At 57.6% G+C, this 17,998-nt stretch carries 17 protein-coding genes; 1 reads left to right on the plus strand and 16 read right to left on the minus strand.

Features of this window, described 5'->3' with window-relative positions:
* Positions 1-169 precede the first annotated feature (169 nt).
* From putP to HLUCCO03_RS11650, 13 genes are all read right to left on the minus strand, one after another.
* Entirely contained in the window at positions 170-1,660 is a 1,491-nt protein-coding gene (putP, locus tag HLUCCO03_RS11590) for a sodium/proline symporter PutP (RefSeq protein WP_027832443.1), read from the minus strand.
* Positions 1,661-1,877: 217 nt separating this feature from the next.
* Positions 1,878-5,057: a bifunctional proline dehydrogenase/L-glutamate gamma-semialdehyde dehydrogenase PutA gene (gene putA, locus HLUCCO03_RS11595; protein ID WP_027832444.1), complete on the minus strand. Its 3,180-nt coding sequence runs from the start codon at positions 5,055-5,057 to the stop codon at positions 1,878-1,880.
* A gap of 204 nt (positions 5,058-5,261) precedes the next feature.
* Complete coding sequence (locus HLUCCO03_RS11600) at positions 5,262-6,041, minus strand: AraC family transcriptional regulator (protein WP_027832445.1); 780 nt, start codon at positions 6,039-6,041, stop codon at positions 5,262-5,264.
* 67 nt (positions 6,042-6,108) lie between these two features.
* Positions 6,109-6,741, minus strand: coding sequence for a dTMP kinase (gene tmk / locus HLUCCO03_RS11605; RefSeq protein ID WP_027832446.1), 633 nt, complete (start codon positions 6,739-6,741; stop codon positions 6,109-6,111).
* Positions 6,738-7,805: an endolytic transglycosylase MltG gene (gene mltG, locus HLUCCO03_RS11610; RefSeq protein ID WP_027832447.1), complete on the minus strand. Its 1,068-nt coding sequence runs from the start codon at positions 7,803-7,805 to the stop codon at positions 6,738-6,740. The genes tmk and mltG overlap by 4 nt, the downstream gene beginning before the upstream one ends.
* A gap of 5 nt (positions 7,806-7,810) precedes the next feature.
* A complete protein-coding gene (gene pabC, locus HLUCCO03_RS11615) occupies positions 7,811-8,629 on the minus strand; it encodes an aminodeoxychorismate lyase (RefSeq protein WP_027832448.1) in 819 nt (272 codons plus the stop codon).
* An 8-nt stretch (positions 8,630-8,637) separates the two neighbouring features.
* Positions 8,638-9,885: a beta-ketoacyl-ACP synthase II gene (gene fabF, locus HLUCCO03_RS11620; protein ID WP_292016697.1), complete on the minus strand. Its 1,248-nt coding sequence runs from the start codon at positions 9,883-9,885 to the stop codon at positions 8,638-8,640.
* A 119-nt stretch (positions 9,886-10,004) separates the two neighbouring features.
* The gene (acpP, locus tag HLUCCO03_RS11625; protein ID WP_007154069.1) at positions 10,005-10,238 is read right to left on the minus strand and encodes an acyl carrier protein; all 234 of its coding nucleotides are present in this window, start codon (positions 10,236-10,238) and stop codon (positions 10,005-10,007) included.
* A gap of 132 nt (positions 10,239-10,370) precedes the next feature.
* Positions 10,371-11,114, minus strand: coding sequence for a 3-oxoacyl-ACP reductase FabG (gene fabG, locus HLUCCO03_RS11630; RefSeq protein WP_027832449.1), 744 nt, complete (start codon positions 11,112-11,114; stop codon positions 10,371-10,373).
* Positions 11,115-11,126: 12 nt separating this feature from the next.
* Complete coding sequence (fabD, locus tag HLUCCO03_RS11635; protein WP_036197576.1) at positions 11,127-12,065, minus strand: ACP S-malonyltransferase; 939 nt, start codon at positions 12,063-12,065, stop codon at positions 11,127-11,129.
* 132 nt (positions 12,066-12,197) lie between these two features.
* Positions 12,198-13,199, minus strand: a complete 1,002-nt coding sequence (gene plsX / locus HLUCCO03_RS11640; RefSeq protein WP_027832451.1) for a phosphate acyltransferase PlsX — start codon at positions 13,197-13,199, stop codon at positions 12,198-12,200.
* 42 nt (positions 13,200-13,241) lie between these two features.
* The gene (gene rpmF / locus HLUCCO03_RS11645) at positions 13,242-13,421 is read right to left on the minus strand and encodes a 50S ribosomal protein L32 (protein ID WP_027832452.1); all 180 of its coding nucleotides are present in this window, start codon (positions 13,419-13,421) and stop codon (positions 13,242-13,244) included.
* Between the two features lie 73 nt (positions 13,422-13,494).
* Complete coding sequence (locus HLUCCO03_RS11650) at positions 13,495-14,049, minus strand: YceD family protein (RefSeq protein ID WP_027832453.1); 555 nt, start codon at positions 14,047-14,049, stop codon at positions 13,495-13,497.
* A gap of 148 nt (positions 14,050-14,197) precedes the next feature.
* Here HLUCCO03_RS11650 and HLUCCO03_RS11655 point away from each other — a divergent pair, with 148 nt between their 5' ends.
* Positions 14,198-14,833 (plus strand): nucleoside triphosphate pyrophosphatase, encoded by a 636-nt coding sequence (locus HLUCCO03_RS11655; RefSeq protein ID WP_051603890.1) that lies wholly within the window; start codon positions 14,198-14,200, stop codon positions 14,831-14,833.
* Here the strand turns inward: HLUCCO03_RS11655 and HLUCCO03_RS11660 are convergent.
* The 3 genes from HLUCCO03_RS11660 to rluC are packed head-to-tail and all read right to left on the minus strand — an operon-like array spanning position 14,800 to position 17,505.
* Complete coding sequence (locus tag HLUCCO03_RS11660) at positions 14,800-15,840, minus strand: S49 family peptidase (protein ID WP_027832454.1); 1,041 nt, start codon at positions 15,838-15,840, stop codon at positions 14,800-14,802. The two genes, HLUCCO03_RS11655 and HLUCCO03_RS11660, sit on opposite strands and share 34 nt — an antisense overlap.
* 25 nt (positions 15,841-15,865) lie before the next feature.
* Entirely contained in the window at positions 15,866-16,513 is a 648-nt protein-coding gene (locus tag HLUCCO03_RS11665) for an HAD family hydrolase (protein ID WP_027832455.1), read from the minus strand.
* A gap of 50 nt (positions 16,514-16,563) precedes the next feature.
* Complete coding sequence (rluC, locus tag HLUCCO03_RS11670) at positions 16,564-17,505, minus strand: 23S rRNA pseudouridine(955/2504/2580) synthase RluC (protein WP_292016699.1); 942 nt, start codon at positions 17,503-17,505, stop codon at positions 16,564-16,566.
* Between the last annotated feature and the right edge of the window lie 493 nt (positions 17,506-17,998).

Consider the following 17,998-nt stretch of genomic DNA (forward strand, 5'->3'; position numbering starts at 1 on the left):
GGTGCCTTTTCTGCCGGGAAAAAGGTGTCTGAGCGCAGCGAGTTCTTTTTCCCAGAAGAAAAGGTACCCCGCGGCGGGCCCAGCCCCCTCAGCAACAAGCCCAAAAAACAAAAAAAGGGGCCCCCGAAGGAGCCCCTGTCTTTACTCAGAGCCTTGTAAGCGCTCTGTCTTACCGGGTGATGTGCTGATATTCGCCAGCATCGGCAGTCACGCTGCTGACCACCAGTATGGAGATCATAGACAGGATGAAGCCGGGAATGATTTCGTACACACCTGGACCACCCATGAACTCTGCGTTCCAGCCCATAGAGATCCAGAACATGACGGTGGCCGCGCCGACGACCATACCGGCGATAGCACCAGCGCCGTTGGTGCGGGACCACATCAGGGACAGGATGATCAGCGGACCGAAGGCAGCACCGAAGCCGGCCCAGGCGTTACTGACCAGAGCAAGAACCTGCGAGTCCGGATCGGAGGCGATGACCGCAGCAACCAGCCCGACAATGACAACACAGATCCGGCCGACCCTTACGCATTCCTTGTCGTCCGCTTCCTTACGCAGGAACAGGCGATAGAAGTCCTCTGTCAGTGAAGACGAAGACACCAGCAGCTGACTGGAGATGGTGCTCATGACAGCCGCAAGAAGAGCCGCATAGAGGAAGCCGGTAATCAGCGGGTGGAACAGCATGTCCGCCAGAATGATGAAGATGGTTTCAGGATCCTCTACATCCATACCGTTGCGTAATGCATAAGCCCGGCCAAACACGCCCAGAGAGACTGCACCGATCAGTGAAATAAGCATCCATGACATGCCGATATTACGGGCAATTGGCACTTCTTTCAGGGTACGGATCGCCATGAAACGTACGATGATGTGCGGCTGGCCGAAGTAACCCAGGCCCCAGGTCACCGCAGAGAGCCAACCAATGAAGGTCAGTCCTTCCGTCCACGACAGTATGTTCGGATCTTCCTCATTCAGAGTCTGTGCCGCCTGGGCGAACCCGCCGCCGCCTTCGCCGAAGAGTACAACCGCCGGCATGATCACCAGCGCCAGCATCATGATGCAGCCCTGGACAAAGTCGGTCATGCTTACGGCCAGGAAGCCACCAACAACCGTATAGGCAAGTACCACACCCAGGGTGATGACGATACCCGCACCATAGTCACTCATACCACCGAAGTTGAAGATTCCGGAGAACGCGCTTTCGAACAGCTTGCCGCCAGCTACCAGGCCGGATGCGGTGTAGACCGCGAAGAAGATAACGATAACGATCGCGGACACGGTACGCAGGGAAAGCGCCTGAGTCGGGAACCGGTTTGCCAGGAAAGACGGGATGGTAATCGCGTTGCCATAATGAACAGTCTGTTCACGAAGCCGTGGCGCAACCAGCGTCCAGTTGAAGAACGCACCCACAAGCAGGCCGATACCAATCCAGGCCGAACCAAGGCCCGATGCAAACAACGCCCCGGGCAAGCCCAGAAGCAACCAGCCACTCATGTCTGAAGCACCGGCTGAAAGCGCCGCCACTTTTGGACTGAGGGCGCGTCCACCCAACATATAATCTTCGGATGAAGACGTAGCTCTGCGCATTGCATAAACGCCGATGGCGATCATGAGCGCAAAATAAAGAAACAGACTGATCCATACACCAATAGCCATGAAACTCCTCCAGTTCAGATAGGACGGACTCAGCTCCGACCGGTTGGCGCCTATACCCTGCAGATCAGGGTAAACGCACCCTTTGTTGTTTTAACTCCCTTTCTTACTCACCAATTACGACGTTACTGCCTATAACGCCTGCCTCCACATCAAAAAACCGTGTTGCCTCCTTATTGTTTCGTTTTCCTTCCTGAGTGCTTTCAGAGCCCAGCGCTCCTCAGACCTTTTCAATACCAAGTGACAGCAGTGATGCATTTCCACCGACCGCTGTCGTATTAATGGTTCGTGTCCGCTCGGTGGCAAACCGCAAAAGATAATGGGGGCCCCCTGCTTTGGGGCCGGTACCCGACAAGCCCCGACCACCGAATGGCTGTACCCCGACAACCGCACCAATCTGGTTGCGATTCACATAAGTGTTGCCGACCTTCACCTGTCGTTCGATATAAGCAGCCGTGGATTCACTGCGGCTGTGGATACCGAGTGTCAGCCCGTATCCGGACGCATTAATTTCCTCAATCACATCATCCAGCTTCTCTGCAGTGTAGCGGACTACATGAAGAATCGGCCCGAAATGCTCGCTTTTAAGCTCATTTATGCCGGAAATGCCATAAGCTGACGGGGGAACGAAGTAGCCGGACTGACAGGAAGCCGGCAACGGTGTACTGGCGATAAATCTCGCCCCCCTGTTCAACTCGGCGAGGTGTGACTGCAGCGCCGAACGCGCCTCATCATCGATCACTGGCCCCACATCGGTGCTGTATAATGCCGGATTGCCGACGGAAAGTTCCTGCATGGCCCCTGCCAGAAGACTTTCCATCCGTTCCGCCACATCGTTCTGAATATAAAGCAAACGCAATGCCGAACAACGCTGTCCCGCACTGGCAAAGGCAGACTGGATCACATCCCTGACCACCTGTTCCGGTAACGCACTGCTGTCCACGATCATGGCATTCTGCCCACCGGTTTCAGCAATAAGGGGCACGATGGCGCCCTGTCGCTGGGAAAGGGCACGGTTCAGGATGTGCGCTACCTGTGTAGAACCGGTGAAGGCGACGCCGGCAATCCTGGGGTCCGGGGTCAGTTTGCCGCCGATTGTTGCACCATCACCGGGTAAAAGTTGAATCACATCAGGCGGGAATCCGGCCTCGAGCATCAGCTCAACGGCACGGCCTGCCACCAGGCTTGTCTGCTCCGCTGGTTTGGCAATGACGGTATTACCGGCCACCAGCGCCGCCATGATCTGCCCGGTAAAGATAGCCAGCGGAAAATTCCAGGGGCTGATGCAGAGAAATACCCCACGCCCCTCCATATACAGTTCATTACTTTCGCCAGTGGGCCCGGGCAACGCCATGGCGTCCCGGAACCTGGCCCTGCCCTGGATCGCGTAGTAACGGCAGAAGTCCACCGCTTCGCGGACCTCATCTATGCCATCCTGCATGGTTTTGCCTGCTTCACGGCAGCAAATCGCCATAAGCTCTTCCATGTTGGCTTCAAGCAGATCCCCGTATTTTTCCAAGCACCTCGCCCGGTCTTCCACCGGGTGCTCCCGCCATGCCGGGAAACCCGCTACCGCCACCTCCAGGGCTTCGGATGCCTGCTCTTCACTGCTCCAGTACACGTGCCCCACCGGTTGGGTGATGTCGTAGGGCGCGGTCACTTCCACGGGGCTGCCCTGGCGTCGTTTTTCACCACCAATGACCGGCGCCGCCTCCCAGTTATGCTCCCACCAGCGGGACAGATGGTTCAGCAAAGGATCAAGATGGGCGGCCACATGGATATTGATGCCCCTGGAATTGCGACGCTCGTCACCATAGATATGGGTCGGTGCCGGGATTCGGTCGTTGGGCAGCGAATCGTATTTCTGGAGTTGATGGACCGGATTCTGGACCAGGTCATCAACCGGGGTCTCCGCATCCACCAGACGATGGACAAACGATGAGTTGGCACCATTCTCCAGCAGGCGACGAACCAGATACGGCAACAGATCCTTATGGGCACCCACGGGAGCGTAGATACGCACCGGTATGTCGTTCTCCCTGAGAATGCTGTTGTAGAGCGCATCGCCCATGCCGTGCAGACGCTGGAACTCGATCCTGCGTCGCTTGTTCTTTGCCATGGCCAATACCGAAGCCACAGTGTGTGCATTGTGGCTGGCCAGCTGTGGATACAACGCGCCGTCGGTATATCCGCTGAGCAGGAATCGCAGGCACGCCAGGTAGGACGTATCCGTGGCTTCCTTACGGGTAAAAACGGGATAGCTGTCGAGCCCCAGCTGCTGGCAGATCTTGATTTCGGTATCCCAGTAAGCGCCTTTGACCAGCCGGACCGGAATCTCGTCGCCCTGCTCCTTTGCCAGCTTGGTAAGCCAGCACAAAACCGGCAGGGCCCGTTTGGAGTAGGCCTGGATAACCAGCCCGAATCCGCCCCACCCCCGGACGACCGGCGAGGTAAACAGCTTCTCGAACAACCTCAGGGAGATCTCCAGTCGATCCATTTCCTCCGCATCGATCGTTATCGATACCTGCTTCTCGCGGGCAAAGGCCAGAAGATCGGTCAGAGTGTCGCCAAGTTCCCGCAAAACACGTTCTTCCTGGGACATTTCGTACCGGGGATGCAACGCAGAGAGCTTGATGGAAATGGAAGGCGCCGGAGCCTGTTTGCCGGCATAGGTATCGTTTCCGACGGATTCAATGGCATCCATGTAATCCTTCAGATAGCGGGCGGCATCGTCGCTGGTCATTGCCGCTTCGCCCAGCATATCGAAGGAATAGGTGTAACCAAGGTCCCGGGATTCGCGGGCATTCTTCAGGGCTTCATCGATGTCCCGGCCGAGAACGAACTGCTTGCCCATAATCGCCATGGCCTGGTACATGGCACTGCGAATTACCGGTTCGCCACTGCGCTTGACCAGGCGTCGCCAGATGCTGGAGGGCGAGCCATCCAGGCGCTTGTCCATTTTCACCACTCGCCCGGTCAGAAGCAGCCCCCAGGTAGAGGCGTTGACCAGCGTTGATTCGCTTCGGCCAACGTGCTTTTTCCAGTCGGCGTCGGATAATTTATCCTGGATCAGGGCATCGGCGGTGTACTTGTCAGGGATACGCATCAGTGCCTCAGCCAGACACATCAGCAGAATACCTTCCTGGGTATCCAGGCTGTATTCCTGAAGCAAAGCATCGATCATGTGGACGGAATCGTCCTGTTCCCTGACCTTTCTGATCAGGCTGGTGGCCATCTCCGTGACTGCCCGGTGTTCTGCGGCGTCACTCTGGGCCAGGGGAATCAGCTCGTTGAGATAACGTGTTTCATCGACGGCGTAGTTGGCGATAATGCCCTGCCAGAAAAAGGATCTTGGCTGTTCCTGAAATGCAGGCTCCAGTACCTTGCTTGCATTGAACATGTTAGCGCCTCGTCGATGACACCGGCTGTGACCGCCGAATGCAGGAATCTTTGTTCTTTTTGGGTCAGACAACACGCTCAAATCCGTCCGGCGCCCTGATGATGACCAGCTACCCCCATAAGTTAGTATTACTACGGATCATAAACTTACAAAATCCTACGATTATTTTGTAAATTTATCCGGAATTAGGATTTTTTTAGCAAGTCAGGCAACTTTGCCGCTGGTTCGCAGCCGGGAGGGGGTCGTGCCCTTATGCTTCCTGAGGGCATTGGTGAGGGCACTCTGGGAGGAGAAACCGGTTCGGTAACTGACTTCCGATACCGACAGAGGCGTCATGGTGAGTAACTGCACGGCCTGTTCGAGGCGGGTCTGCAGAAGGAACTGATGCGGAGTGACACCGACCACTTCCCGGAACATTTCGTGAAAACGACTGACACTGAGGCAGGCCACACCGGCAAGGTCGTTGACGGTGATCTTGCGCTGGATGTTTTCCATGATATAGCGGCGAATGGTATCCGGGCTGATGGCGTGCCGGTTCTGATGCACATCCCGGCCATCATTCAGGCGCTCTGCCATGCAGTGCAGGATGCTCGCACCCATGTGGCGCTTCATACCTTCGTTATCCGGTGATCGGTCAAACTCTCCCGCCACGAACTGCACCAGGCCCTGCAACTTGCTATCCAGCACCAGTGTACGCGGCTTCTCGAACAGCGGGGCCAGTGTTTCGTATTCACCGTGGGCCGGGCTGTTAAGAGCGGGCATGTAGGGATCAAGGTTGATCACCAGAACATGATTCTGGAGGTCACCGCAGTAATCATGCCTGGCTTCGGTTGGCACCAGGCACGCTCGCCAGGTATCCAGGTGGGAGCCGGTACCGTCGACGTTCAGGTCTGCCTCTCCGCGAACCCCTACCACGATCTGGTGATGCTCGTGGCGATGGTGATGGGAAGCCGTTGGAAGCTTGAGCAAACGTGCGTTCAACATACCGGCGATCCGGAGATTTACTGAGAATGTTACTCAATTAAAGCAGAACACCGCGCAATTTGCACGATCAGGCCCGATCGACCAGCCCTCGTACCAGCTCTGTCACGTCCCGGCTTACCACCTCCATAGTCTGCGCTGCATCCACTATGTGGTAGCGGGCAGGATCCGCTTCAGCACGGCGAAGGTAGGTCTGGCGTATGCGCTCAAAGAACGCCACGGCCTCCTGCTCAAAGCGATCAAGCTCGCCCCGGTGGCGGGCACGGGTCATGCCGGTTTCCACCGGTGCATCCAGCAAAATGACATGGTCCGGGCGAAAGCACCCCTGAACCAGGTTCTCCAGCTGGGCAATGCTCTCGGCTGGCATGCCCCGCCCTCCTCCCTGGTAGGCGAACGTGGCATCGGTAAAGCGGTCACACAATACCCAGCGCCCTTCTTCGAGTTCCGGCAGTATACGGGTATGCAGATGCTGGGCACGGGCAGCGAACATCAGCAGCAGCTCGGTCATGTCATTGACCGGCTCGTCACGGGGAGCCAGCAACAACTCGCGAATGGACTCCGCCATGGGCGTTCCGCCGGGTTCCCGGGTGACAATATAGTCGACACCCAGTGCTTTCAGGGTACCTGCCGCATTCGCCAGCTGAGTCGATTTACCCACGCCCTCAGTGCCCTCAAAGGTAATAAAGCGCCCTCGACTGGTCATTGCTCACTGTCCTCGGTATCCGGAACAGGAACCGGAGCGGGCGAAGAACGATAGTCAGAGCGGCGGTTCAGCTGAAATTCCCGCACGGCCTTCTGATGTTCCTGCAAGGTGCGGGAAAACTTGTGGGTACCGTCACCGCGAGCAACAAAATACAGGGCATCCCCGTCCGCGGGATTCAGTGCCGCATGAATCGCTTCTTTTCCCGGCAATGCGATGGGTGTTGGTGGCAGTCCGTCAATCCGGTAGGTGTTGTAGTCTGTTCGTGTCTGCAGATCCCGGCGGGTGATCCTTCCCTGGTAGCTGTCACCCATACCATAAATCACTGTGGGGTCCGTCTGCAGGCGCATTCCTTTCTCCAGCCGGCGAACAAAAACACCCGCCACCTCCTGACGTTCATGGACCGCGCCGGTTTCACGCTCCACGATGGAGGCCATGATCAGCGCTTCGTAAGGTGAATCGTACGGCAGGTTTTCCGCCCGGGATTCCCACTCATCTGCCAGCACCTCTTCCATGCGCCCGAAGGCGCGGCGTAACAGGTCCAGGTCAGACTCATCACTGGTAAACCGATAGGTATCCGGGAAAAAACGGCCCTCGGGATGTTCGCCCTCGGCGCCCACGGCCTCCATGATCTCCTCGTCGGTCCACTCCGTGGTTACCTGCTCCAGGCGCTCGCTGGCCGCCAGCGCCTGACGCATATCCCGGAAGGTCCAACCCTCAATGAACTGGATCTGCCAGTGCTTGGTCGCTCCGGCCACCATCATGGAAATCATGTCGAGGGTGCTCATTCCCGGCGTAAACTCATATTCTCCGGCCTTGAGGCGAGTCTGTTCCGGGAAAAGCCTGCCATGGACCCTGAGCCACAGACTGTCACCGGCGAGGCCATCAGCCTCGAGCTTGCGGGCCACTTGCCCGTAGCCACTTCCGGAAGCAACACTGAAAAGCACCGGCTCATCCAGTGCTACCGGTTGCTCAAGGGTCTGGAGCCCCTGCCATACCCAGAGAGCACCCCCGGCGACGGCCAGAATGATCAAACAAAACAGACTGATTAATAACTTCTTGAACAAGCGTTTTATTCCAAAGTTTTCAGAGGGTCACAGATTGTCTCAATACCACCCTCCACTGGCAAATCAACACCGCCCAGTTTGCGAACCGGAACAATACCCACGACACTGTTGGCCAGATACAGGCCCCGGAAATTTTCCGACGAGAGCATGGCGGGAGGCAGGTTTTCCTCATGGACACAGTAGCCGGCACTGCCAAGGCATTCCATCAGGTATCGCCGCATCACACCGGCCACCGCAAGACATTCGACAGGAGGCGTAAACCACTCGTTCCCGAGCCTGATGAACAGGTTCGTCCGTGTGCCCTCAACCAGGTTACCGGCGGTGTCGCTCATGATCAGCTCGAACTCGCGGCCGGTAAACTCGCGGCTCGCCATCACCTGTTCCAGCCGGTTGAGGGTTTTCATACCGGCCAGTTGCGGATTTACGGTCAGGGGAAAACGGGAAAGCTCTGCCACCACACCGGCGCTGTCCGGAATCGGCGGCATGGGTGATGCGAACACGATCAGGTTGGGCCGGCTGTTTTCAGGCGGCCGGTACCCGCGCCCACCGCTGCCGCGGGTCAGAATCAGCTTCAGCACCCAGTCCTCGCTCTGGAAAGCGACTGCCTGGTCAACCCCTGCCTGCGTTATGCCCGCATCCAGCTCAGCCCTCTGAACCGGTATGTCCAAACGCCCGGCATCCGCTACCATCCGGTCCAGGTGAAACGCCCGCAACACCGCTTTGCGACCACGCATGTGGATGGTTTCAAACAGGCCGTCGCCGTAGGCCAGCCCGCGGTCGCCGGCAGGGATCCCGTTGCTCTCGGCCCGGATAACGTTCAGCACAGCCGCAATCAGTCCTCGTAACGCTGGAAAATCAGGGTGCCGTTGGTGCCGCCAAATCCGAAGGAGTTGGACAGGGCCACCCGGACATCGGCCTTGCGACTTTGGCCGGCAACAAAGTCCAGGTCACAGCCTTCGTCCGGCTCATCCAGGTTAATGGTGGGAGGCAGTACACCGTCGCGAATGGCCAGCAAGGAGAAAATCGCTTCAACCGCACCTGCCGCACCCAGCAGGTGGCCCGTCATGGACTTGGTGCTGCTGACTGCCAGCTCGTAAGCATGGTCAGCGAATACCGATTTGACCGCCGCAACCTCGGCAACATCGCCTACCTGGGTTGAGGTGCCATGGGCATTGATGTAGTCAACGGCCTCGGGGGCCAGCCCGGCGTCGCGGATCGCATTTTTCATGGAGCGAGCAGCACCTTCTCCATTTGCTGGCGGGGAAGTGATGTGAAAGGCATCGTCGCTCATACCGAATCCGATGATTTCACCGAGTATGTTCGCACCCCGGCGCTTTGCATGCTCAAGATCCTCAAGCACGACAACACCGGCGCCATCACTGAGCACAAACCCGTCCCGGCCCTTGTCCCAGGGACGGCTCGCCTTTTCAGGTTCGTCGTTTCGGGTTGAAAGTGCCCTTGCCGCGGAGAAAGCGGCGATAGAGCTCCGGGTAGTGGCCATTTCCGAACCACCGGCCAGCATCACGTCGGCATCGCCATAGGCGATGGTGCGGGCGGCATAACCGATGTTGTGGGTGCCTGTGGTACAGGCCGTCACGATGGCAATGTTGGGGCCCTGGTAACCGAAGCGAATGGCAACGTTGCCGGAAATCATGTTGATAACGGACGCCGGCACAAAGAAGGGGGACACCTTTCTGGGGCCAGAGTGTTCCATGTTGATAATATTCTTCTCTATATACTCGAGGCCACCGATCCCCGAGCCAATCGCCACACCGACTCTCTCCTTGTCCAGACCGGTATACCGGTCCAATCCGCTCGCGTCGACCGCCTGCTGGGCGGCAATAAGGCCGTAATGAATGAACGCATCCAGTTTCCGGGCATCCTTGGCGGACAGGTAAGGCTCCATGTCCAGGTTCTTGATGCCGCCGCCAATCCGTGTGTTGTATGCCGTCGTGTCGAACCGGTCGATTTCGCCAATGCCGCTGCGCCCCGCCAGGATCCCGTTCCAGGACGAATCCACATCGTTACCCAGTGGCGACAGCATTCCCATGCCTGTTATCACAACACGTCGTTTAGCCATATCCCCTTCACCTGAAGTCTGTTCCATTTCTGCCACAGTATGTGCCGGACAATAAAAAAGCCGTCCACTGAATAATCACATGGACGGCTTTCTGCCTGGCGTAAAAAACGTGCTGAGTATCAGGTATGCGCGACGATGTAGTCGATCGCGTCCTGGACACTCGCCAGCTTTTCCGCTTCCTCGTCCGGAATTTCGGTCTCGAACTCTTCCTCAAGTGCCATGACCAGCTCAACGGTGTCCAGTGAGTCAGCGCCAAGGTCCTCTACAAAAGAAGATGTGTTCTGAACCTCGGACTCTTTAACGCCCAACTGCTCACAAACGATCTTCTTCACGCGCTCTTCAACTGTACTCATAATGTCCTCACTTTTGTGTCAACCAAGCAACTCGAATGCTGCCAGTTTAGTTTAAACCATACCTGCAAACAAGCAGGGGTTCCATTCAAACATGTTGTGCAACAAGGGTTTGCGCACACGCCCCCGAAGGGACTATCCCATGTACATACCGCCATTGACGTGAATTGTTTCGCCTGTCACGTAACCAGCGGCCTCCGAGGCCAGGAAGGCAACAACCGCTGCCACTTCTTCCGGCTCACCCAGACGACCGGCGGGTATGACTTCCATCATAGCCTCGCGTTGCTTGTCGTCCAGTTTTCGGGTCATATCCGTGTCAATAAATCCCGGGGCAACACAGTTGGCGGTGATGCCCCGGTTCGACATTTCTTTCGCCAGGCTGCGGGTGAAGCCTTCAACACCTGCCTTGGCAGCGCAATAGTTGGCCTGCCCGGGATTCCCCATGCCGGCCACTACCGAACTTATGTTGATCACCCGGCCCCACCTGGCTTTCGCCATGCCACGCAATACAGCCTTGCTGGTGCGATAGACGCTAGACAGGTTGGTTTCAATCACAGACGACCAGTCGTCGTCTTTCAGGCGCATCAGGAGGTTATCACGAGTGATGCCGGCATTGTTGACGAGAATCACCGGCGCACCGGCTTTTTCACTCACCTCTTTCAGGCCAGCGTCGATGCTGTCAGGGTCCGCGACGTTCATTACAATACCGAAACCCTTGTTACCCACCGCTTTCAGGTCGGCGGAAATGGACTCGGCACCGGCTTCACTGGTAGCCGTGCCCACCACCGTCGCACCCTGCTCAGCCAATGCCCTGGCGATGGCTTTTCCGATTCCGCGGGTTGCACCGGTTACCAGTGCGGTCTTGCCTTCAAGAGACATGCAATGCTCCTATCATTTCTGTCCGAACGCCTCTGACGCTTTTGCGAGGGCGTCCGGATCTTCAATTCCATAGACCGAAAGGTCACGATCGATCCGCTTCGCCAGGCCGGCAAGTACCTTGCCGGCGCCGCACTCTACCGCGATCCCGACGTCACTGGCCACCAGTTTGCGGACAGAGTCGGTCCATAACACTGGAGAGTATAGCTGCTTGACCAGATTGCTCTTGAGGGAATCGCTGTCCTGGGCCACTGCAGCTGTCACATTCTGAACCACGGGAATGACAGCGTCGTTAAAGCTGACTTCGTCAAGCGCTGCCGCCAACTCCTCTGCGGCACCTTTCATCAGCGCACAGTGGGACGGAACGCTCACCGGCAATGGCATTGCCTTGCGTGCGCCACGGGCCTTGCAGGCCTCGATGGCACGCTCCACCGCCGCAGCGGAACCGGCAATGACTACCTGGCCGGGGGCATTGAAATTCACCGCGGAGACCACATCACCATTGGCGGCTTCCGCGCAGGCGGCGGTCACGTCGTCGTCCTCAAGCCCGAGGATCGCGGCCATCCTGCCTTCTCCGGCAGGAACTGCCGTCTGCATCAATTCCCCACGCAGACGCACCAGCTTGATGGCATCGAAAAAGTTGAGGCTCTCGGCGGCTACCAGCGCGCTGTATTCGCCCAGGCTGTGCCCGGCGAGAAAGTCAGGGGCCTTGCCTCCAGCCACAAACCATTGCCGCCACAACGCGATGCTGGCAGTCAGCAACGCGGGCTGTGTCACTGTGGTCTGGTTCAGTTCCTCTGCCGGACCATGCTGGCACAAATGCCACAGGTCATACCCCAGCAGATCGGAGGCTTCCGAGAAGGTTTTTTCTATGATCGGCCAGCTTTCGGCTGCTGTCGCCAGCATGCCTACAGACTGTGATCCTTGTCCGGGAAAAATAAAGGCTGATTTCATAGTGCGAATCTTACCGTCAATGTGGGGTTACGGGAGATTAGCCAATAGTACAACCTGGGGCCCGATCCGGCCAATCTGGCAAAAACGGGAACATACTTTAGTCTCAGAGGCTGTCTTTTCAGAGAGGGATAATCAGAACATCAGGTCATCAAGGCGGTCATTAATCCGGCTGGGCACTTCCAGCTCCACTTCTCGCACCGCCTGACGGATGGCGGCCAGCATGGCACGCTCGTTGGCATTTCCGTGACTTTTTATAACCACTCCCTGGAGCCCCAGAAGGCTGGCACCATTATGCCGGGATGGATCCATCAGTCTGAGCAGGCGCCCGATCATCGGCCTGGCCAGCAGACCAACAAACTTGCCATACAGGGTTTTCGTAAATGCCTGCTCCAGCAGCTCTATCAGCAATCCGGCAACACCCTCGCCGGTCTTGAGCGCAATATTGCCGACAAAACCATCGCAGACCACCACGTCGGCCACATCCCGGAACAGGTCACTGCCCTCGATGTATCCGATGTAGTTGATGGTGTCACTCTGAGCCAGCATGTGGGAGGCCAAACGCACCTGTTCGTTGCCCTTGATCTCTTCCTCGCCCACATTCAGCAGGGCAACCCGGGGCTCAGGCTGGTTACAGATGGCTGACGCCATCAACGATCCCATCAGTGCATACTGATAGAGATTTTCAGCTGTGGAGTCGACATTCGCGCCCAGATCAAGCACATGGCACCGGCCCCGCAATGACGGGATCAGCTTGGCAATCGCCGGGCGTTCAATGCCCGGGTACATACGGATAAGGGATCGGCCGAATGCCATCAGCGCACCGGTGTTGCCGGCACTGACACAACCCTGGGCAACACCGTCCCGGACAAGACCGAGAGCAACAGCCATGGACGAATTGCGTTTGTGCCGAAGCGCATGGGACGGACGCTCGTTCATACGCACGATGTCAGCCGCTTCAACAATCCGTATTCGCGGGTGCCCCTCATGCAACAAAGCCTCGAGTTCGCTCCGGATTCCCACCAGAACAAGACTCAAGGCTTCGTTTTCTTTCACTGCATCCAGTGCAGCGGAGACCACCACAGCGGCTCCGCGATCACCACTCATGGCGTCAATAGCGATGGTGACCGGCTTCACCGTTCCTCCATCTGGCACTGGCGAATGAATTCCCGCGACGGTTTACTCGTCGCGAGCCTCAATTACCTGCTTGCCACGATAAAAACCGTCCGGAGACACGTGGTGGCGACGATGCACCTCACCCGTGGTGGTATCGGTGGACAGAGCTGCAGTGCTCAGGGCGTCGTGTGAACGGCGCATGCCGCGCTTTGAGCGGGTCTTTCGGTTTTGCTGTACAGCCATGATTTTGCTCCTGACCTGATAAACGTATGTTCGTTAAATTCGCGCCGGCTTTCCGTAAAAAAACGACGCCTGATTAATGTTTCTTTGTCTTGAGATCCGCCAGCACACTGAACGGGTTGTCTTCAGACTTTTTCACCGGCTCTTCACCGGTGTCATCCGGCTCGAAAGCTTCCAGTTCCTCTCTGGCGGGACATTCGTCGCGCTCATGAAGCGGGAACGGAGGCAGAACCAGCAGCAACTCATCTTCGGTCATCGACCACAAATTCGCACTGAAATCGTCCGTCAGGAACGGTTCAAGCTCCTTTGGCAACTGCTGTGCCTGCGCATCACTGGTCACCAGACCCAGCGTAAAGCCGGACACCAGCGTTTGCTGCATGGGGCCCATGCAACGCTGACACTCCAGCGTTACCGGCGCTTCCAGTTTGCCCGTCACTATGCGCCTGCGCTCGCTGTCCATGGAAAATGACAGCTCTACCCGGCACACCGCGCCATCCTCAAATCCGTAAACGGAGTCACCAAAGCGAGCCAATGCCATCAGAGGAATCTCTCCCTCCAACACAATGTTTTGCTCTGCCAAACGGTAAGGATCGACAGTTTTGGGCAGCTCGGCGCTTGAGGCTTTTGACATAGGCGCGCAATTTTAGGGGCCCGGCCCGCTGCTGTCAAAGACTTCATGCGCATTTGCGCAGGGGTTACACCGGGGATAGGTGTATTCTACGATAATACCATCGTGTCCGGGCCCGCCCGGGCCACTCCAGGCAACCCCGAGGAAGTCAATGAAACCACGCCCACTGCTGCTTGCATCGTCATCGCCTTACCGGCGGCAATTACTGACACGGCTGGGAATACCCTTCGAGGCGGTGTCTCCGGATATTGATGAATCACCCACTGACACCGAAAACGCAGAACAGCTGGCAACCCGGCTGGCCACCGCAAAGGCCCGAGCCCTTGCACCGGCTTATCCTGACCACTGGATTATCGGCTCGGACCAGGTTGCCTGCCTTCAGGACGGTACTTTGCTGAACAAACCCGGAAACCATGAGCGCGCAGTGCAACAACTTGCCCGAAGCAGCGGCAAACGGGTTTCTTTCATGACCGGCCTGGTACTGCTTGACTCAGGGTCAGGAAAACTACAGAGCCATTGCGAATGCTTCCATGCCCACTTCAGGCACCTTACCCTGGAAGAAATCAGCCATTACCTGCATGCCGAAACCCCCTATGACTGCGCTGGCAGCTTTAAAATGGAGGGCCTGGGCATTGCACTGTTCAGCCAACTCGAAGGCAGAGACCCCAACAGCCTGGTGGGGCTGCCGTTGATTGCGCTGACCGACATGCTCCGGAACTGGGGGCTGAATCCGCTTACGCAGCCCCAAGCACATCAACGCAGTTCGAATCGTGATTCGGACACGTAACGGGCAATACCGCTACCGATAGATACACCGAACTGATCCACAATATCCTGGAACGGTGATTTCCGGCGGCTGTAATCCACCAGATCTTCCTGGCCGATCACCTGCCTCGCAACGTGGGACGAACTGCCCAGGCCATCAATCAAACCCAGCTCAAGCGCCTGCTCACCGCTCCAGACAAGCCCCGAGAACAGGCGCTCGTCGTCAGCAAGGCGATCGCCACGCCCTTTGCGTACGCTTTCAATAAACTGGCCGTGGGTGGTTTCAAGAACACTCTCCCAGAACTGAACCTCGTCTTCCTGCTCAGGGGAGAATGGATCGAGAAATGCCTTGTTCTCGCCAGCCGTATAGAGGCGACGGTCCACCCCGATCTTTTCCATGATACCGGTAAACCCGAAACCACCGGCAACCACACCAATGGAGCCCACCAGGCTGGCCTTGTCCGCGTAGATCTCATCCGCCGCGGCAGCAATGTAATAGGCACCGGAAGCGCCAATATCGGAGATAACAGCGTACAGTTTCTTGTCCGGGTACTCGTCCCGCAGGCGGACAATCTCGTCATAAATGTATCCGGACTGCACGGGACTGCCGCCCGGGCTGTTGATCCGCAGAATGACTCCCACGGAACTTTCCGCCTCGAACGCCTCACGCAGCGCACCGACAATATTGTCCGCACTGGCCAGCTCGTCGGCGGCAATGGTGCCATCGACCTCCACAAGCGCTGTATGCTCGCCTTTAGCTGCGGAATCCAGAGCCCCACCAAGGGGAAACTTGATCATGAACAGCAATGCAAAAAGGTACCCGAACGTCAGCAGCTTGAAGAAAATCCCCCAGCGCCGGCTCCTTCTTTGCTCCGACTGGAGCGACATCACCAGTTTTTCGATCAGCTTCCAGTCTCGGGCTGATTCCGGGGGCATTGCCGGTGATCTGCGGCCACCGGACTGTCTTCCCGCACCACTCTCTGGTTCACTCCCCCAGCCGGGATTCCTGTCTGACTCCCAATCGCTCATTGACTCATCCTGTTGCTGTTAAGGTTCAGAGGCCCAGCACGTCCCGCAGATCCTTCACTGAATCGACGATCGCATGCGGTGAATAATGCCCCAGTACATCCCGCTTGTGCACGCCCCACTCCACTCCGATGGACGGCATTCCGATGCGCTGCGCCATCTCGAGATCGTAACGGGTATCGCCGATCATTACCGCCTGATGCGGCTCGATTCCATAGAAACGGATAATCTCTCCGAGCATGGCAGGATCCGGCTTGGAGCGGGTTTCATCAGCGCAACGGGTGATGTCAAAGTGTGGCCCAAGGCCACTCGAAATCAGCGCGCCCTCGAGGCCACGGCGACTTTTCCCTGTGGCCACCGAGCACCCGCGCCCACCTCCCCGGAGGTCGGCCAGTACATCGGCCATTCCCTCGAAGACATTTTGCGGTGTGGTCACCTTGGAAAAAAAGTAGCGGGCATAACCTTCGCGAATCGTGTTCATTTCCTCGCGGCTGATACCAGGGTACAGTTTTTCCAGTGCCTCGATCATGCCCAGACCGATAATGTCGCGGTAGGCCTCGCGCTCCAGTTCCGGGTAGCCAAGTTCAGTGGCAGCCTGGTGCAGGCTGTCGGCGATGTGATCGACGGAATCCACCAGGGTTCCGTCCCAGTCAAAAATTACAACCTTTACGTCCATTCTTACTACTCTGCTGTGGTCATGCTCAATAGCCTGATCGGCATGACCGGTTATTCGGATGCCTCGCGGCGGGCTGCGAGCCTGGCTATGGTATCGCCAAACGCCGCATCGTAGGGTGCCTCAAGATGAACGGCCTCGCCGGATACCGGCAACGTAAAGTCCAGCGCCCGGGCATGGAGCATCAGGCGCTGCCCACCTGCCGCGCGGAAGGCCCGAAGACTTACATCATCCATATACTTGTCATCCCCGGCAATCGGATGACCCGCCCAGGCACAGTGAACCCGAATCTGGTGCGTCCGCCCGGTAACCGGCGAGGCCTCCACAAGACTGTAGCCATTATAGGATGCCAGACACCGGAACAGCGTGAGAGATTCTTTCCCGGCACTGTCCACCCGGACCCGCCGTTCACCCGAGCCCAGCTCAAAACGCAACAGTGGCTCATTCACCCGCCTGACCGACGGCGGCCAGTCTCCTGCCACCAGCGCATGGTACTTCTTGCGAATGCGTTTGTGGCGCAGCTCATCCTGAAGATACCGCAGTGCAGACCGCTTTTTCGCCACCATCACCAGGCCGGAGGTGTCCCGATCCAGCCGGTGCACCAGCTCCAGAAACTTTGCCTCGGGCCTGGCCGCCCTCAGCACTTCGATCAGCCCGAAGTCCAGACCACTGCCACCATGGACCGCAATACCGGAGGGCTTGTTGACCACCAGCATCTCGGTATTCTCGAAAATGACCGCATCCTGCATCACCCCCTGAACCCGGGAGCCGGGCACCACCTGTTCCGGCTTCTCCTTGCGGGTTACCGGGGGAATTCGCACTTCATCCCCTGTGCTGAGGCGGGTATCAGGCTTGACCCGCCCCTTGTTTACCCGCACCTCGCCTTTACGGATGATGCGATAGACAATGCTGCGGGGCACATCGCGGATCTGCGCCATCAGGAAGTTGTCCACCCGCTGGCCGGCGTTGTCCTCACCCACCACTACCTTTCGCACACCCTGCCTGACCTCTGAAGCCCCGGCGCCCGCCGACTGACTGCTCCGCGAGCCTCTGTCCGGGCGCACAGAGGATGAGGATTGTTTATGCCTGGGAGATCTGGACATGCTTACCTTACCGCCAAAAAACTGCGGGATTGAAGGGCCGGGCGAATACTGTTATATTCCGGCGTGCTCTACCGTTTGTCTACGGCCTGGCCAGTATGCCAGAAGCCGGAGCGGCAGAAGTATACCGACACTATTTGAGAGTTTGAACGCCGAAAGCCCAATCATTAGCGGGTACGGCGACCGAATCCTCCCGGATTGAAACGGAAGACGTCGAAAACGACAACTGACCGGAAACCGGGAGAACAAAAACCGTACGGAAAACCGTCGGGCGACATCGCGAAGAATCTTTACCAGCACGCAGGGCCGGGCCGTCCAGCATACGAATACGACGTGAGACCCAGGCACCCGCGTGAACCTGAAAACGGATAACATGCGTCAACAGACA

This window comes from Marinobacter sp. HL-58, assembly GCF_001314605.1.
GTDB lineage: Bacteria > Pseudomonadota > Gammaproteobacteria > Pseudomonadales > Oleiphilaceae > Marinobacter.